Here is a 16100-nt window from a genome sequence, read left to right as displayed (position 1 = left end):
GTAATCTCTATAAAAAAGGGCGTGGATTCGGTACAATCCCGCTCTTATCACCGCATTTTGACAAGCTCATAAAAGAAAACAGACCATGTTTGAAATTAATCCGGTAAAAAACCGCATTCAGGACCTCACGGAGCGCTCTGACGTTCTTAGGGGGTATCTTTGACTACGATGCCAAGAAAGAGCGTCTCGAAGAAGTAAACGCCGAGCTGGAACAGCCGGACGTCTGGAACGAACCTGAACGCGCGCAGGCGCTGGGTAAAGAACGTTCCTCCCTCGAAGCCATCGTAGATACGCTGGATCAAATGGCGCAGGGTCTGGAAGATGTTTCTGGGCTGCTGGAGCTGGCTGTCGAAGCCGACGACGAAGAAACCTTTAACGAAGCCGTGGCAGAGCTCGACGTGCTGGAAGAGAAGCTGGCGCAGCTGGAATTCCGTCGCATGTTCTCCGGCGAATACGATAGCGCTGACTGCTATCTCGATATTCAGGCAGGCTCTGGCGGTACCGAAGCGCAGGACTGGGCCAGCATGCTGATGCGTATGTATCTGCGCTGGGCAGAAGCGCGCGGTTTCAAAACCGAGATTATCGAAGAGTCCGAAGGTGAAGTGGCGGGTATCAAGTCCGTCACCATTAAGATTATTGGCGATTACGCCTACGGCTGGCTGCGTACTGAAACCGGCGTTCACCGCCTGGTGCGTAAGAGCCCGTTCGATTCCGGTGGCCGTCGCCACACCTCCTTCAGCTCCGCGTTTGTCTACCCGGAAGTGGATGAAGATATCGATATCGACATCAACCCGGCGGACCTGCGCATCGACGTGTACCGCGCATCCGGCGCGGGCGGTCAGCACGTTAACCGTACGGAATCTGCGGTGCGTATTACCCACATTCCAACCGGGCTGGTAACACAGTGCCAGAACGACCGTTCCCAGCATAAGAACAAAGACCAGGCCATGAAGCAGATGAAAGCGAAGCTTTATGAGCTGGAGATGCAGAAGAAAAATGCTGAGAAGCAGGCGATGGAAGACAACAAGTCCGACATCGGCTGGGGCAGCCAGATCCGTTCTTACGTCCTTGATGACTCCCGCATCAAAGACCTGCGTACCGGGGTTGAAACCCGTAACACGCAGGCGGTGCTGGACGGCAGCCTGGATCAATTTATCGAAGCAAGTTTGAAAGCAGGGTTATGAGGAACCAACATGTCTGAACAACAATCACAGGGCGCTGACGCGGTAGTCGATCTTAACAACGAACTGAAAACCCGCCGCGAGAAGCTGGCAGCGCTGCGCGAGCAGGGCGTGCCGTTCCCGAACGATTTTCGTCGTGACCACACCTCAGACCAACTGCACGCAGACTTCGACGGTAAAGAGAACGAAGAGCTTGAAGCGCTGAACGTTGAAGTGTCCGTGGCGGGCCGCATGATGACCCGACGTATCATGGGTAAAGCCTCCTTCGTGACCTTACAGGACGTTGGCGGCCGCATTCAGCTGTATGTCTCTCGTGACGACCTGCCGGAAGGCATCTACAACGAGCAGTTCAAGAAGTGGGACCTCGGCGACATCCTGGGCGCAAAAGGTAAACTGTTCAAAACCAAGACCGGTGAACTGTCTATCCACTGTACCGAACTGCGTCTGCTGACCAAAGCCCTGCGCCCGCTGCCGGACAAGTTCCACGGTTTGCAGGATCAGGAAGCGCGCTATCGTCAGCGCTACCTGGATCTCATCTCTAATGATGAATCCCGTAAGACCTTCAAAATTCGCTCCCAGATCATGGCCGGTATTCGCCAGTTCATGGTTAACCGCGACTTTATGGAAGTAGAAACCCCGATGATGCAGGTGATCCCAGGCGGTGCCTCTGCCCGTCCGTTCATCACCCATCACAACGCCCTGGACCTGGACATGTACCTGCGTATCGCGCCGGAACTGTACCTGAAGCGTCTGGTGGTCGGTGGTTTCGACCGCGTGTTCGAGATCAACCGTAACTTCCGTAACGAAGGCATCTCCGTACGTCATAACCCAGAGTTCACCATGATGGAACTTTATATGGCGTATGCGGATTACAAAGATCTGATCGAGCTGACCGAATCCCTGTTCCGTACCCTGGCGCAGGATATTCTGGGCACCACGCAGGTCCCTTACGGTGAAGAAGTGTTCGACTTCGGCAAGCCGTTCGAAAAACTGACCATGCGCGAAGCGATCAAGAAATACCGTCCGGAAACCAATATGGCGGATCTGGATAACTTCGACTCTGCGAAAGCGATCGCTGAAAGCATCGGTATTAAGGTTGAGAAGAGCTGGGGTCTGGGCCGTATCGTGACCGAGATCTTCGAAGAAGTGGCCGAAGCGCACCTGATTCAGCCGACCTTCATCACCGAATACCCGGCGGAAGTGTCTCCGCTGGCGCGTCGTAATGACGAGAACCCGGAAATCACTGACCGCTTCGAATTCTTCATCGGTGGCCGCGAAATCGGTAACGGTTTTAGCGAGCTGAACGATGCAGAAGATCAGGCGCAGCGTTTCCAGGATCAGGTTAACGCGAAAGCGGCAGGCGACGACGAAGCGATGTTCTTCGACGAAGACTACGTAACCGCGCTGGAACACGGCCTGCCGCCGACGGCTGGCCTGGGTATTGGTATCGACCGTATGGTGATGCTGTTTACCAACAGCCACACCATCCGCGACGTGATCCTGTTCCCGGCGATGCGTCCGGTGAAATAAGCCGTTAAGTCGTAAAAAAAGCCCCGTGCGTTCATCGCCGGGGCTTTTTTATTGCGCCGCAAAAGCGCTGAGTTTTTCGCGCGCAGTGTTCGCTTCCTGCACCATCCACGGACTAAATGCCCACGGTGTGGCGTCCAGCGCGCGGAAGAGCGCGTCCAGCTCCACCCACTGATACTCCATCACTTCGTCGCTATTGATTGCGAGGGTATTCGTTACGCGGGCGGCATAGACCGGGCAGATTTCGTTTTCAACGATCCCTGAAGGGTCGGCTTCACGGTAGCGGAACTCCGGGGCAACGGGAGTGATGTCTATGATTTCGGCGCCGACTTCAAAGCGGCAGCGGCGGATAATCGCCTGCTCTGTCGCTTCGTCGGCCTGTGGATGTCCGCAAACGGAGTTGGTCCACACGCCGGGCCAGGCTTTTTTACTTAAGGCGCGCCGGGTAATCAGACATTCTCCGTTAGCGTTAAACAGCCATGAAGAGAAGGCCAGGTGAAGCGGGGTGTGTGACGTGTGCGCGGCGTACTTCTCCTGAGTGCCAATCACCTTTCCCTGGTCATTTACCAAAATAACGTGTTCTTGAATACTCATTGATGCTCCAGTGCCATAATGCTTAATGGTTCAGCACCATCAGCGGAATTATTATACTGCATTCTTATGCAAACGGTTTGGCCCACAGAGCGGAAAAGGGCATGACCCGCATCAGTTTGGGCTGCTATCATAGTGCGCCATTCACGCTGACCGAGGAGCTGTTTTGTTTGCAGGAAGCCTGACGAGAAACCCGATCATTGCCGTTTTCTGCCTGACGCTGACGCTACTTGTAGCAGGATGCTCGGGGAGTAAATCTTCGGATATGGGCAGTTATTCCGGTGCCGTCTATACCGTTAAGCGCGGGGACACGCTCTACCGCATCTCACGTGCCACGGGGACCAGCGTGAAGGAGCTGGCGCGCCTGAATAATATCTCTCCACCGTATACCATTGAGATAGGGCAAAAGCTCAAGGTTAACGGCGGTTCCTCCTCAGGGAAAAAGTCCTCAACGCGTAAAACAGCCAAAGTGACGCCATCCTATCAGGTGCCTAAATCATCCTGGCCGCCGGTCGGTCAGCGCTGCTGGATCTGGCCTGCAAGCGGAAAAGTGGTTGCGCCGTACTCGCTCTCGGAAGGGGGCAATAAAGGAATTGATATCGCTGCCGCACGCGGCACGCCGGTTTACGCTTCAGGGGCCGGGAAGGTGGTCTATGTCGGTAACCAGCTTCGTGGATACGGTAACCTGATCATGATTAAGCATGGTGAGGACTACATTACGGCATATGCGCATAACGACACGATGTTGGTGAATAATGGCCAGAACGTGAAGGCGGGGCAGAAGATTGCGACCATGGGCAGTACCGGGACGGATACGGTGAAGCTGCATTTCCAGATCCGCTATAAGGCCACGGCCATCGATCCGCAGCGTTATCTTCCGGCGCAGGGCAGTAAACCGAAGTGCTAAGTGATTATTTAATCGCCACTTAGTGGGGTAAAGGCTTGTATGAAGAGGCGTAAGGTCTATAATGCCTTACGCACCTCAAAGCGGGCGTAGTTCAATGGTAGAACGAGAGCTTCCCAAGCTCTATACGAGGGTTCGATTCCCTTCGCCCGCTCCAGTCTCCTCATAAATCAAGAAGTTATATTTCATCAGTTAGTTACGTTGCTCTGCTTTAGCAGGTACAACTAAAACTACCCAATGTTCTATATCCGTACCTGTCGCGTGATAGGTCTGTGGTACAAGGGAACATATCCTCACGCTGGCGGTGGTTCCAGGTTCTTACCGCGACAGTACAACAACGAACAAAAAGCCGCATACCTGGCATAACTCCCGAACAGATTGAACACACGCATTTAAGCCCGATGTGTGGCCCTATGAGCCACCTAAACAGGTGAATAGTGGTAATGCCCCGGTAGCTACAGATCCGGCTCTGCCAGCGCTTTGCTCACGCTCCGAAAGGTACACGAGCACCCTGATAAGGTGTGATCCCCCTGACAATCTGATTTGGTCACTGGTGACTTTCGCAAAGCGAAACCAACTAGGTTGGCCTGTTGCAGTCGCTATGCTCCGCTTGTTGCTTCTACCACTAACGGGGCTTTATGGCTTCTATTGTCTGAAAGCTGATACATTGCACAAACATCATGTGGATTACTGTAAAGTTCATCACTATGATTATGTGTGCCATTGCCAGTTAAGAAATGCGGAGAGGACAATATGGATGTTACTGATGAGGCTTTGTTGAGTTCTGGCTTTACACCATCGGATTTGAAGAAGATAAAGAACAACGTTGAAAGCTATGGTGGAACGTTGGGGAATGCAATCAGGGACCTGGCTAGGCGATTTATTCTTGCCGTGTGGGTTGTATCCGGTTGCCTTGCTGTATTCATTTTTCTTGTGATGTTCGCATCTGAGCAGAGTGTTTTCTCTGGTGCTATTGGCCTTTCTTGTGGCGCAGCGGTTGCAATTTTTATACAACCGCCTGTACTTGCTTATAAATCTTGGCGATTCTGTAGAGCGAACAAATCTTAATTAGTACTGTTATCAGTAGCCAGAAGATCAAAAATGACTTTCGCTTTGACACCATATCCAGCGATTTTCATCGTTAGCTTAGGCTTGCTCATTGTGTCAACTTTTCGGTAGTAATCACGCGGCAGCCAACGGAATAATCGCCAAGCTCCGGGTTTCCTTGCTAAGCCGAAGATACTATAGACACTCGCCCCTAGAGTCACCGTATTATAAAGAGCTAATCCACTTTTTGGGCTAAACCCCATAAATTGCGCGGTCTCCATTGCGCCATCAGCAAAAATTCCTTCCGATTTGGATTGTTCACCATAGCGAAGATGGCTTGCTTCTTTTGTTATACCGTTAATACCATCAACAAATAAAACTGCTCCTGCAAGAACTCCAACAGGGGTCATAGTGGACATCATAACCATCCCACCAAATAATGCTGCTCCAGATACCACTATATGGATTGCCGAAATCACGTATCCGACGATTTTATTGTTTTCCCTGACAAACTCGACCTTTGCATAAAGTTGGGCGGCTCTGGTTCTTAACAGGCGTTCTTGTTCTTGCAGATTATCTGTTTCGGCACGCAGATTTTTGATGCATGCAATGCATTCTTCATCGGTTTTGGCCCGTCGTGCAGTTTCAAATTCTTTCTCTACGACCTGCCTTATCTCTTCGACAAACTTGATACGTGTTATCCCATCTTGCAAATAGAATGCTGATAGCCGATTTGCAGTTTCGACGAGTTTCCGGGCTTCCAGATTTACCATGGTATCTGACCATGTTCTGTTCCAGCCCCTGTTAAGCAACGCAATATCCATTAAAGACTCCTTTCCAAAATGTGTCTGGTCATTTTACGTGCAATAAGGTCGAAGACAACAGGAAATACTTACACAACCCGCCCCCGTAGGTGTCCCGTCTCTTTATCCTCCCAGTTTACATCCTCCTGCTTAAAATATCCCCGGCTCTAATATAGATCCGCTGAGTGGATCGATTAGCGCCTAATAATTTCACTGAATCTGCATGAAATATCCTGGTGTTATCACTGCGTTACACTACTTTGCTTGCGTTGCAATTTGCCTCGCTTTATTACAACAGGCGAAACGCTGTCTTCCTGTGCCTTTGCCGTAACACTGCTGACTTGCTGGCAATGGTTGAGCGGTTAACAGAACGGGGTGTAGTTGTTCAGTTCCACAAAGAGGATTTTAAGACCGGGAAGAACTCTCCAGCAGGTAATATGATGCTGACCGTACTGGCAGCAGTCGCACAGATGGAACGTGAAACGATGCTGGAGCGCCAGCGTGAAGGTTACGAAGCAGCAAAAGCCGCAGGCAGGATCACCGGACGGGGCAAAGGTCGCTCTATTGATCGTGAAGCCATTAAAGCAGAACTCGCAGCAGGTAAAACCATTCCTGCAATCGCAGAAAGCCACAACGTCAGCACCAGAACAGTCATGAACATTAAGGCCGAAGCCTGAACAATTCTAAAACATCCCCACTTTGACCTCGCTCCGGCGGGGTTTTTTATTGCCCGAAATCCACACCAGCGCGAGCACCACCACCAATAGCTCCGTATGCTCCACCAGAAGCTCTACAGCTCGTCATCCCCCTCACAATTGTAAACTGACAGACCCATATCACAGCGTCCCGCTGAGAGGCTCTCACAGGCCCAGAAATGGAGGGTTTTTCGTTGTTTTTGTACGAAAATTATTTATCTGTATAGAAGGGCGGATCGGTGATTGTGTTTAGCTGCGCCACAGATGGTAGTTCTGCCTAGGCCGCGCCATTACTGGCTTTGCTGCATGCACCACACCATAACGCTCATAGGTACAGACTTGTGATTTGTACGTTCAGTGACCACTTCAGCATGATTAACTACGGATTATAGGCTATTTGAGGTGCATTTAATCTATTTTGTTCGCAGGATAGCCAGTGGCAAAGATCATCCACCTAATTTTCACAGAAAACCAGTATAGGATTGCCAATCTTCAGCCAGCGCGGAGAATGGTCGATACTTTCAGATGAAAACGGGGGGGATAATCAATACTCGGAGCGGATCAGGTGTCTGGACCGCCTCAGGTGTTGCCGTTGATTGTGCCATTGAAGCATGACGCGGACATATCAAACCATGTCAAAAATTCCGACATAAACCACTGAAGGAAGGTAAGTGGCTTTCCTCTGTCAGAGGGTAGGGAGGTTTTAGCAAAGTTTGTACATGAATCAATACTAAGTGTTAATCCATACAAAGTACTTCTGACTTTCGCAAAGCGAAACCAACCATTGTCGTAATGTCCTTGAATCACCCAAATAATAAGAAAGTGGAGATGGAATCTGCCGAAAAGTTTCGGCTGGATTGCTGTAAAGTTCATCATTATGATTGCTTGCATAATCAGCGATTGGAAAAACACTTTTGGGAGATAAGAGACGAGACGATATGAAAGTGACTGATGAGGCTTTGTTACGTTCAGGGTTTACGCAACCCGAATTGCAGAAGATAAAAAGCAATATTGAAAAATATGGAGGAACGCCTGGAGAGGCCATAAATGACCTCGCTAGACGATTTGTTACCCTGGCGGGAGTGGTGGCTGTGTGTACCTTTACCCTACTGCTACTTTTCGTCTTCAGCTCACCTGATAGAGCAGCTGCATGGGGGCTGGCGATGATCTTTGGGGTTGCCATTATGTCCTTCGCACAGCCGCCGGTAATTTCCTATAAATCCTGGCGTTATCGAAAAAATACAAAGGATTAACGGGTTCCATTTTCTGCTGTTAACAGGTCGAAAATCACTTTTGCTTTAACGCCATAACCGACAATCTTCATTGTTAACTTAGGAGTGCTGATTGTGCTGACATTGCGATAGTAATCGTGTGAAAGCCAGCGGAATAATCTCCAGGCTCCAGCTTTCGAGCAAGTCCTACTGGGCTGCTGAATATACCTACAGGCTGGATAAAGAAAAGCTCACTGATTACTCTCTTGAACAGCAAGCCTCTATTTTAGCTGATCACTGGTTACTGCTGGTTTATGGGATTAGTAAGTGGTCTTATTATCAAAGGCCTGGGCGCATGGGGATGTACAGGGGCGTTAAACATGAAGTACAAAATGTTGCTGGGTGTTGTGTTCATCTTAACGGGATGCCCTGGGCCTGGTGATCGAATGGTAGATCGTGAATCTTCAACGGCATTAATCAAAGATAATCAAGTTTGTGTCGTGTCACCACTGGAGCCACAGGAACGGATCACTGCTATCCAAATCAACAGTGATAATAGCGACTCTCTTCACAAGATTTTTGATGACAAGCCCGTGTATGTTCAAAAGGGCGGGTGTCTTCCTGTGTTCGGATTTAAGTTTACACCTGGAGAGCGGTATAACTTCGCCTATGACGTCCAATCTGATAAATCAGGGTCACATTTAGTCACTGCTGTATTTTCTTATCCCAAAGAATAAGGGGCTGAACGCCCCATATTCTTAACGGCGTGTAAACGCCAATCTGAGCCCTAATCCAATGAATGTTACACCAACAATTCTATCCAGTATTTTCTGCAACCTTCTGTTTTGCGAAACGGTTCCGGCTGCACTACCTGCAAGTACGGCGAACGTTAAATCAGTCATAAAAGCGATCAATGCGTAGGTCATTCCCAGGAGTAGAAAAGAAGCTGTCTGGTGCTCGCTTCCAGGCGCAACGAATTGAGGGAAAAAGGAGATGAAGAATAACAGTACCTTCGGGTTGGTTAAGGTAGTTATGAAACCTTTAGTAAGTAGACTCGTCAGAGTCGCTTTTGCCTTAACACGTTCAGCTTCGTTGTGATTCGTGGTTTGCTTTGTCAGCGTTCCCCAAATCATCTTACTACCGAGATACATCAGATAAGCCGCACCGAGAGACTTAATGATGGTGAACATCATCGGAGATGCTGTTATCAACGCGGTTAATCCCACAGCGCTTGCAATTGCATGTGTGCAACTACCTAATGCTACACCAGCGGCAGAGATAATTCCCGCGCGTCTTCCATTAACCACGCTTTGACCTACCACGTAGGCTATATCAGGCCCAGGTGTAACGGAAAGGAGAAATACAGATAGGACGAAAAGCCCAAAATGAGTTATGTCCAGCATAGCCATCTCCAGAAAAAAATTATGTACCTCCATGCTAACACTGAATTTTTATGCGTAAAGGGTGGTTTTATATGCTTTTAGTCTTCTTTTGCTAAACAACGAATCACTCATGGCGTAACACGCTAAGTTGCACATTTCCTGTACCCTGGATACCCTGAGATTAATCCTAATAACTCAAGGGTGAGTATGGCTAGCGGGAAGAGAAAGAATCAAAAGGAATCGCCTGAAGAAGAGTTAGATCGCCTGCTGGATGAGCTTGAACTCACACCGGAGCAACGGGAGTTTATTGAATCCATGCGAGAGGATAAGAGCGATCCCAGTAGTGAGTAACGCTTGTCTTAAGCCGAACGAGTACAAACGGCATTGTAAGAAATTCCTCACCCGGTGCATGCAGAATCACGGTGCCTTTGTTCCGGCTGTCGCTGGAGTGTCATAAATATAATTACGCGCGCGCATAATTTAAAATTAAACCCTCTTTCTTTTTACGTAATCAATCGCCCCTGTTATATCTGTCGGCAAATTTTTTATTTCCCGGATCGCAGATGAAAACACGACTCCTCCTGTGCGCTGGCTTATTAGCTGCCTCCAGTGCCCATGCCAGCGCCCTCTATTTTTATGAAGCTGGCACCGAAGATACCGCGCTTGCCGGAGCAGGGCAGGCGGCTCGTGCGCAGGATGCCTCTACAATTATGACCAACCCGGCTGGCATGACGCGCTTACCGGATCATATGGTCACCGGTGGGTTACAGGTTATGGATGGCTCCATCGACAACCAGCTGGATAACGATGCCCATCAAAGCCCCGGTGATGTGATGAAAACCATCCCGAATGCCAGCGCCTTTTATAGCCAGAAGGTGACCGATAATCTTTATGCCGGGGTCGGGCTTTACGGTAATTACGGCCTGGGGATCGATTACGGCAGCTGGATGGGCGACAGGCTGATTAAGAAGAGTACCATGGTAGCCATGACGCTCAGCCCCTCGCTGGCCTATAAGCTTAACGACCGTCTTTCGATTGGCGCGTCCGCCAACGTTAACTACGGTTACTTCTCGCTGACTCGCAGCGTTAACGATGATGACTACCGGCGACGCGATGAAGACCTGGCCATGAGCTATCGGCTTGGGCTGCTGATGCAGCTAACTGACCAGACCCGAGCTGGTATTACCTGGAACAGCGAAACGGACTACAGCTTCAATATTGACGGCAACGCGCGTCTACAGAACGGCACCTACGACCTGCCGGTGTCAGCACAAATCAGCGCGCCGCAGCAAATTATGCTCAGCCTTGTGCATGACATTAACCCGCAGTGGTCGGTTATGGGCGATCTCGGCTGGCAGGACTGGAGCCAGTTCGGCGCGCCGCAAATCGTCGTCGGGGACCAGCAGCTTAACAACGTCAGCCGCCTGAAGGACACGTGGCACGGTGCGGTGGGCGTGCAGTATCGTCCAACGCCTCAGTGGCGACTGAATGCCGGTGTGGCGTTCGACAGCTCGCCGTATGAAAGCCAGAGCGATGTGGCCTTAACCTTACCTACCGGCGATGAGTGGCGATTTGGTACGGGAGCCCAGTATCAGATCACCCCGGCCAGCAATATTGGTATTGCCGTGTCGTATCTTCATATGCAGTCGTCGCATGTGAAATCGCCGGTGGCGTTTGCCGGAAGTTACGACCATCCTTATCTTTGGTTTGCCAGCGTCAACTACAGCTATCAGTTTTGATCGGCTAACCGCTTAAAATATATGGTCTATAATGGCAGATACTGAATGTCAGAAGGTTGTACCATGCATATTTTACCGCCTGTTCGACCCGAAAAATCCATAGAACGACTGACCGCTATCCTTGAGCCGATAGCGGAGAAAGTGCACGTTGTTCCACGTAAGCGACTCACCTGGTTACGGAAGGGGAAACAGCAGATGTACCTCTTTCTGGAAGGGGAGCTGTCCCTGCTGCGGACATCGGATGGACTGGTGGTCGTGACCGTTTACGAGCCGCATTTGTTTGGTATTGCTGAGATGATCCAGCCTACGCAAGGCCATTTTCTCCGTGCGGAAAGGGAGTCGACCATTTTACGTCTCGATGCGGACAAGGCGGCCGAGTTATTCCGTGCCGAGGGCGTCTGGGAGGATGTCGCAGCGCTGCTCTCATACCATACGGCCTATTTGATATTCCGTGATGCGCAGGTACTCCAGCAGCGTACCTATTCCGTTATTCGTAACCACCTTCAGGAAATGATTTTGCTCCCGGAGGAGACGCGTTTGCGTACCACGATACTGGAATATATTCAGGATCGTACGCTGCTTTCTCGCAGTAGTATACTCAATGTATTATCCGCCCTTAAACAGGGAGAATATATCTCCTTTAAGCGCGGTGGGTATTTGCTTGAAGTCAGACACTTACCTGAATCATTCTAGGGGAAGTTTAAAATTAAACAGAAATGGAATTAACGAGGCTGTTAATTTTCTATATCGTTTGCTTTCTAAGTTTTATCTTTATTAAGTAAACGGTATATTTATGAAAAAGACAGTTCTCGCTTTGATTATGGTTAATGCGTTTACCGCCACTTCCGCGTTCGCCGCCGCTGATGCGGGCACCTGGTATGGCGGAGCGAAATTCGGCTGGTCACACTATTTTGATACCAATATGGGTTCAAAAGCGTTTGATAACAATAATTCCGACCACTTCGATTTTGACCATGATAATGTCGGTGGGGGTGTTTATACGGGTTACCAGATTACCCCATGGCTTGCGGTAGAAGGCGGTTATGATTATTTAGGCAACATGCAGATCAAGGGTCAGCATGGTGCAGGGGCGCAAATGAAGACGCAGGGTCTGCAAATGTCCCTGAAGGCCAGCTATGCCTTGACCAATGACTGGGATATCTACGGCCGTGCCGGTGCGATGGGCTATCGCGCTGAATCCGATGTAAGTGGTCACAATCGTTTTGAAACCGGTGTGCGCCCGCTTGCAGCTGTGGGTACTGAATACGCCTTCAATAAAAACTGGGCTGGCCGCCTGGAATATCAGTGGGTAAGCAATGTGGGTAATGCAAACCAGATCGGTGTGAGCAGCGACCTGAGTTCCGTCACCGCAGGGCTTAGCTATCGCTTTGGTCAGTACGACTGATGCATGTGATATGGCGATTAAGAAAAACCCGGCTGCTATGTTGCCGGGTTTTTTGTTGTCAGCTGGCGAATAACGGTTCAAGCATAATATGAATATTTTGCAGGCCCGTGACATTATTGTCTTTCAGGTATTGCTGATTAACCATATCTAACTGTTCCAGTTTGGTCAGCGAGGCGTAAACGCGTTGAACAGCGCTGTCCGCAACAAAAATTTCTTTTGCGGTAGTGTCCTGAAGATACTGTGATTTTACGCTGCGCGTTAAGTTATCGATCTGCTGTTTATTTTCCTGATAAAGAGACGCGATATGAGATATCTGTGCCTGCGGCGGTTTTTCCCCCGGTAATACCAGCGGAATTTGCAGATGATTAATCTTTTCAACGTTGTCTGGTGGTGGAGAGCTACATGCTGTTAATGTGCTCAGACTTAATATAGCGAAAAAGAACGGCAGGCTCTTCATCGAATCACTCCGGGGAAATAATTGGACTCAGCATTATCCCCGAAGGCCGCAGCGACGAAAGAATAAACTTATTTATTTATAAACGTTATTTCCATAGGTAAAAGAAAAGCCCGGTGATAGCCTCCTTTCCCCCCATGTACCGCCAGCGTGAATATGACGCCTCGAGGATGTATGAAATTTAAAACTCTCGTTAGTGCGATGGCCGTTGCTGGTCTGCTATTGGCCTCGTTGATCTCATTGCCTGTCCTGGCACAAAAGGAGGTGAAGGAAGCCACTGCCCATACGAAACAAATGAATGATGCACTTTATGGTCAACTGCCCTTCTTTGATAAAACCGATTTCCGAAATGCGCATAAAGGCTTTATTGCCCCGCTGCCACCTGCGGTGATTAAAGGTGAAAAAGGCGCCGTTATCTGGAATCCCCAGAAATACGCTTTTATCAAAGAAGGGCAAAAAGCGCCGGATACCGTCAACCCGAGCCTGTGGCGTCAGGCGCAGCTGAATAATATCGGCGGTCTGTTTGAAGTCACGGAAGGCGTCTACCAGATCCGCAACCTCGATCTGTCGAATATGACAATCATAGAGGGCAAAGAGGGGATCACGGTTATCGATCCGCTGGTGTCTGCGGAAACGGCTAAAGCGGGCATGGATCTTTACGTTAAGCATCGCGGCAAACGTCCGGTTGTTGCCGTTATTTATACCCATAGCCACGTCGATCATTATGGCGGCGTGCGTGGCGTAATTGATGAAGCCGGGGTAATGTCCGGCAAAGTGAAAGTCTATGCGCCAGCCGGTTTTATGGAAGAGGCGGTATCGGAAAATATCATGGCCGGAAACGCCATGAGCCGCCGTGCCAGCTATATCCACGGAAACCTGCTGAAACCCGGTGTGAAGGGGCAGGTGGGGGCAGGTCTGGGAACTACCACCTCAGCCGGAACGGTCACGCTCATCGCGCCCACTCACTCTATTACCGAAGAGGAGCAGAAAGAGGTCATTGACGGTCTCACCTATGACTTTATGCTGACGCCGGAATCGGAAGCACCGTCTGAAATGCTCTGGTATGTGGAAGAGAAAAAGCTGATCGAAGCAGCAGAGAACGTCACTCACACCCTGCACAATACCTACTCGCTGCGCGGGGCGAAAATACACGATCCGCTGGCATGGTCAAAGTACATCAATAACGCCATCGATCGTTGGGGGGATAAAGCGGAAATCATTATCGCGCAGCACCACTGGCCCACGTGGGGTAACAAAAAAGTGGTGAAGCTGATGAAAAGCCAGCGTGATATCTACCGCTATATCAACGACCAGACGCTCAGACTGGCGAATAAGGGGCTGACGAGGGATGAAATAGCCGCTAATTTCGCCCTGCCCTACGGGCTGGCTAAATCCTGGGCAGGCCGTGGCTATTACGGCTCGGTAAGCAACAACGTCAAAGCCACCTATGTCTACTATCTTGGCTGGTTCGACGGCAATCCGGCGACGCTCGATGAACTGCCTCCGGTCGAGGCGGCGAAAAAGTATGTCGATTACATGGGCGGAGCCCGCGCAATCCTTGAAAAAGCCCGTGTCGATTATGCCCGGGGGGATTATCGCTGGGTGGCTCAGGTGGTCAGTAAAGTCGTTTTTGCCGATCCGAATAATAAGGCGGCGCGCGAACTGGAAGCCGATGCGTTTGAACAGCTGGGATACCATGCGGAGTCAGGGCCGTGGCGTAACGCCTACCTCACCGGTGCGCAAGAGTTGCGTAACGGCGTGAAGATAAAGCCGACGCCCAAAACCGCCAGCCCGGATGCGGTCCGTGCCATGTCGACTGAGATGATTTTTGACTACTTCGGCGTTCACCTTAACGGCGTCAGAGCGGCGAATGCCAGAAGCGTTTTTAACGTTGATTTAGGCCGCGAGGGCGGCAGGTATAAGCTGGAGCTGGAGAATGGCGTGCTAAACCATAGTGCCAATATCCAGGCAGAAGATCCGGATGCAACCATTACGCTCAGCCGCGAAACGCTGAACAAAATCATCCTTAAGGAAACCACGCTGAAAAAGGCGCAACAGGCAGGAGAGGTGACGATCGTCGGCAACGCCGCGAAGGTAGACGAAATGCTGCGCTGCATGGAGAGCTTCAGTTTCTGGTTTCCTGTCGTCACCCCTTAAAAGTAAAAAAGGCTGCTTTCGCAGCCTTTTAGCATTCGCCAGCAACAATTTGCCGGGTGGCGGCTTCGCCTTACCCGGCCTACACTCTGCGCTGCTTGAGCGCTAGATGACGCCGTCGCCGCCGTCTGAACACCAGACCTGCCCGGAGGTGTATGAACACTCATCCGAGGCCAGAGTGACATACAGCGGTGCGATCTCCACAGGCTGTCCCGGGCGTCCCAGAGGGGTACTCTCGCCAAAATGTTTCACTTTTTCCTGTGGCTGCCCACCGCTGGGCTGGAGCACGGTCCAGTAAGGTCCGGGCGCTACCGCGTTCACGCGGATCCCTTTCGGACCCAGCTGTTTCGCCAGCGCTTTGGTAAACACCGCGAGACAGGCTTTGGTCTGCGCATAGTCAAGCAGTACGGCGCTCGGTTTTACCGCCTGTACAGATGAGGTGTTAATGATGGAAGCGGGAGCTTTCATGTGGCGCAACGCCGCCTTTGTGATCCAGAAAGGCGCATAGACGTTGGTTTTAAAGGTCGCGTCAAAATCTTCCGTGGTCAGTTCTTCCAGCGTCTCACGATACTGCTGTCGGCCTGCGTTATTCACTAGGATGTCCAGCCCGCCCAGTTTTCCGACGGCCTGTTCCACCAGGTTCTGACAAAAAGTTTCGTCCCGCACATCGCCCGGTAGCGCGACGGCATTCCGTCCTTCCGCTTTAATCAGGGCGATCACTTCCGCAGCGTCTTCTTCCTCTTCCGGCAAATAGTTAATGGCGACATCTGCCCCTTCGCGGGCATAGGCAATTGCTACCGCGCGTCCGATGCCGGAATCGCCCCCGGTAATTAGCGCCTTCTTACCGGTAAGCCGGCCATGCCCTTTGTAGCTTGTCTCGCCGTGATCGGGAACAGGGTCCATTTCAGAGGCCAGGCCCGGTGGCGTCTGGGGCTGCTCCGGGAAAGGTGGCGTTGGGTAAGCGTTCGTACGTTGTTCATTATCACTCATAGCTAACTCCTTGTTAG

The 16100-nt window shown here is 50.7% G+C and carries 17 protein-coding genes, 1 tRNA gene and 1 pseudogene; 14 read left to right on the top strand and 5 right to left on the bottom strand.

Annotation, left to right across the window (positions count from 1 at the left end; genetic code table 11):
• The first annotated feature begins 85 nt into the window (after positions 1 to 85).
• Positions 86 to 1184, top strand: a protein-coding gene (gene prfB, locus L3069_RS18350; protein ID WP_096147815.1) for a peptide chain release factor 2 whose coding sequence is annotated in 2 segments (ribosomal slippage) — positions 86 to 160 and positions 162 to 1184 — 1098 coding nt in all. Because the reading frame shifts where the segments join, the coding sequence is not laid out codon by codon here.
• A 9-nt stretch (positions 1185 to 1193) separates the two neighbouring features.
• Entirely contained in the window at positions 1194 to 2711 is a 1518-nt protein-coding gene (gene lysS / locus L3069_RS18345) for a lysine--tRNA ligase (RefSeq protein ID WP_022649302.1), read from the top strand.
• A 48-nt stretch (positions 2712 to 2759) separates the two neighbouring features.
• Here the strand turns inward: lysS and idi are convergent, their stop codons facing one another.
• Positions 2760 to 3302, bottom strand: coding sequence for an isopentenyl-diphosphate Delta-isomerase (gene idi, locus L3069_RS18340; protein ID WP_032676492.1), 543 nt, complete (start codon positions 3300 to 3302; stop codon positions 2760 to 2762).
• Between the two features lie 163 nt (positions 3303 to 3465).
• On the opposite strand from idi, the gene actS reads away from it, so the two are divergent.
• From actS to L3069_RS18325, 3 genes are all read left to right on the top strand, one after another.
• Positions 3466 to 4206 carry an amidase activator ActS gene (gene actS / locus L3069_RS18335; RefSeq protein ID WP_038416673.1) on the top strand — a complete coding sequence of 247 codons (741 nt, stop codon included), beginning with the start codon at positions 3466 to 3468 and terminating at the stop codon, positions 4204 to 4206.
• 80 nt (positions 4207 to 4286) lie between these two features.
• Positions 4287 to 4360: transfer RNA gene (locus L3069_RS18330), tRNA-Gly, on the top strand.
• A gap of 596 nt (positions 4361 to 4956) precedes the next feature.
• Positions 4957 to 5271, top strand: coding sequence for a hypothetical protein (locus tag L3069_RS18325; protein WP_015673660.1), 315 nt, complete (start codon positions 4957 to 4959; stop codon positions 5269 to 5271).
• On the opposite strand, the gene L3069_RS18320 is transcribed toward L3069_RS18325, so the two are convergent.
• Positions 5268 to 6074, bottom strand: a complete 807-nt coding sequence (locus L3069_RS18320) for a DUF4225 domain-containing protein (RefSeq protein ID WP_023306876.1) — start codon at positions 6072 to 6074, stop codon at positions 5268 to 5270. The two genes, L3069_RS18325 and L3069_RS18320, sit on opposite strands and share 4 nt — an antisense overlap.
• Positions 6075 to 6313: 239 nt before the next feature.
• On the opposite strand from L3069_RS18320, the gene L3069_RS18315 reads away from it, so the two are divergent.
• From L3069_RS18315 to L3069_RS18295, 4 genes and pseudogenes are all read left to right on the top strand, one after another.
• On the top strand, positions 6314 to 6730 hold the full coding sequence (locus L3069_RS18315; protein WP_223861954.1) for a recombinase family protein: 417 nt from the start codon (positions 6314 to 6316) through the stop codon (positions 6728 to 6730).
• A 956-nt stretch (positions 6731 to 7686) separates the two neighbouring features.
• The gene (locus tag L3069_RS18310) at positions 7687 to 8001 is read left to right on the top strand and encodes a hypothetical protein (protein ID WP_022649281.1); all 315 of its coding nucleotides are present in this window, start codon (positions 7687 to 7689) and stop codon (positions 7999 to 8001) included.
• Positions 8002 to 8170: 169 nt separating this feature from the next.
• A pseudogene (locus L3069_RS18300) lies at positions 8171 to 8401 on the top strand (hypothetical protein); the annotation flags it as partial.
• The gene (locus L3069_RS18295; protein ID WP_038416652.1) at positions 8340 to 8696 is read left to right on the top strand and encodes a putative T6SS immunity periplasmic lipoprotein; all 357 of its coding nucleotides are present in this window, start codon (positions 8340 to 8342) and stop codon (positions 8694 to 8696) included. The pseudogene L3069_RS18300 and the gene L3069_RS18295, both read left to right, overlap by 62 nt.
• Positions 8697 to 8717: 21 nt before the next feature.
• Here L3069_RS18295 and L3069_RS18290 read toward each other — a convergent pair whose 3' ends face one another.
• On the bottom strand, positions 8718 to 9362 hold the full coding sequence (locus L3069_RS18290; protein WP_038416650.1) for a LysE family translocator: 645 nt from the start codon (positions 9360 to 9362) through the stop codon (positions 8718 to 8720).
• 186 nt (positions 9363 to 9548) lie between these two features.
• Between L3069_RS18290 and L3069_RS18285 the strand changes: the two genes are divergently transcribed.
• The 4 genes from L3069_RS18285 (at position 9549) to L3069_RS18270 (ending at position 12485) form a co-directional block, all read left to right on the top strand.
• A complete protein-coding gene (locus L3069_RS18285; protein ID WP_023298535.1) occupies positions 9549 to 9692 on the top strand; it encodes a hypothetical protein in 144 nt (47 codons plus the stop codon).
• A gap of 212 nt (positions 9693 to 9904) precedes the next feature.
• Positions 9905 to 11080, top strand: coding sequence for an OmpP1/FadL family transporter (locus L3069_RS18280; RefSeq protein ID WP_038421499.1), 1176 nt, complete (start codon positions 9905 to 9907; stop codon positions 11078 to 11080).
• A 63-nt stretch (positions 11081 to 11143) separates the two neighbouring features.
• Positions 11144 to 11773 (top strand): winged helix-turn-helix transcriptional regulator, encoded by a 630-nt coding sequence (locus tag L3069_RS18275; protein WP_022649277.1) that lies wholly within the window; start codon positions 11144 to 11146, stop codon positions 11771 to 11773.
• Positions 11774 to 11873: 100 nt separating this feature from the next.
• Complete coding sequence (locus L3069_RS18270; protein WP_022649276.1) at positions 11874 to 12485, top strand: outer membrane beta-barrel protein; 612 nt, start codon at positions 11874 to 11876, stop codon at positions 12483 to 12485.
• Positions 12486 to 12543: 58 nt separating this feature from the next.
• On the opposite strand, the gene L3069_RS18265 is transcribed toward L3069_RS18270, so the two are convergent.
• Positions 12544 to 12942 carry a hypothetical protein gene (locus L3069_RS18265; protein ID WP_022649275.1) on the bottom strand — a complete coding sequence of 133 codons (399 nt, stop codon included), beginning with the start codon at positions 12940 to 12942 and terminating at the stop codon, positions 12544 to 12546.
• Between the two features lie 171 nt (positions 12943 to 13113).
• Between L3069_RS18265 and L3069_RS18260 the strand changes: the two genes are divergently transcribed.
• Complete coding sequence (locus L3069_RS18260) at positions 13114 to 15096, top strand: alkyl/aryl-sulfatase (protein ID WP_038416646.1); 1983 nt, start codon at positions 13114 to 13116, stop codon at positions 15094 to 15096.
• A gap of 102 nt (positions 15097 to 15198) precedes the next feature.
• Here L3069_RS18260 and L3069_RS18255 read toward each other — a convergent pair whose 3' ends face one another.
• Positions 15199 to 16083, bottom strand: a complete 885-nt coding sequence (locus L3069_RS18255; protein WP_022649272.1) for an SDR family oxidoreductase — start codon at positions 16081 to 16083, stop codon at positions 15199 to 15201.
• Between the last annotated feature and the right edge of the window lie 17 nt (positions 16084 to 16100).

The sequence above is a fragment of the Enterobacter cloacae complex sp. ECL411 genome (assembly GCF_021869665.1).
GTDB classification, from domain to species: domain Bacteria; phylum Pseudomonadota; class Gammaproteobacteria; order Enterobacterales; family Enterobacteriaceae; genus Enterobacter; species Enterobacter intestinihominis.
This window is presented reverse-complemented; position numbering and strand designations above follow the sequence as displayed.

Coding starts and splice junctions, on each gene's coding strand:
- lysS (WP_022649302.1), top strand. CDS start 1,194: ATGTCTGAACAACAATCACAGGGCGCTGACGCGGTAGTCGATCTTAAC.
- idi (WP_032676492.1), bottom strand. CDS start 3,302: ATGAGTATTCAAGAACACGTTATTTTGGTAAATGACCAGGGAAAGGTG.
- L3069_RS18325 (WP_015673660.1), top strand. CDS start 4,957: ATGGATGTTACTGATGAGGCTTTGTTGAGTTCTGGCTTTACACCATCG.
- L3069_RS18320 (WP_023306876.1), bottom strand. CDS start 6,074: ATGGATATTGCGTTGCTTAACAGGGGCTGGAACAGAACATGGTCAGAT.
- L3069_RS18310 (WP_022649281.1), top strand. CDS start 7,687: ATGAAAGTGACTGATGAGGCTTTGTTACGTTCAGGGTTTACGCAACCC.
- L3069_RS18295 (WP_038416652.1), top strand. CDS start 8,340: ATGAAGTACAAAATGTTGCTGGGTGTTGTGTTCATCTTAACGGGATGC.
- L3069_RS18290 (WP_038416650.1), bottom strand. CDS start 9,362: ATGCTGGACATAACTCATTTTGGGCTTTTCGTCCTATCTGTATTTCTC.
- L3069_RS18285 (WP_023298535.1), top strand. CDS start 9,549: ATGGCTAGCGGGAAGAGAAAGAATCAAAAGGAATCGCCTGAAGAAGAG.
- L3069_RS18280 (WP_038421499.1), top strand. CDS start 9,905: ATGAAAACACGACTCCTCCTGTGCGCTGGCTTATTAGCTGCCTCCAGT.
- L3069_RS18275 (WP_022649277.1), top strand. CDS start 11,144: ATGCATATTTTACCGCCTGTTCGACCCGAAAAATCCATAGAACGACTG.
- L3069_RS18270 (WP_022649276.1), top strand. CDS start 11,874: ATGAAAAAGACAGTTCTCGCTTTGATTATGGTTAATGCGTTTACCGCC.
- L3069_RS18265 (WP_022649275.1), bottom strand. CDS start 12,942: ATGAAGAGCCTGCCGTTCTTTTTCGCTATATTAAGTCTGAGCACATTA.
- L3069_RS18260 (WP_038416646.1), top strand. CDS start 13,114: ATGAAATTTAAAACTCTCGTTAGTGCGATGGCCGTTGCTGGTCTGCTA.
- L3069_RS18255 (WP_022649272.1), bottom strand. CDS start 16,083: ATGAGTGATAATGAACAACGTACGAACGCTTACCCAACGCCACCTTTC.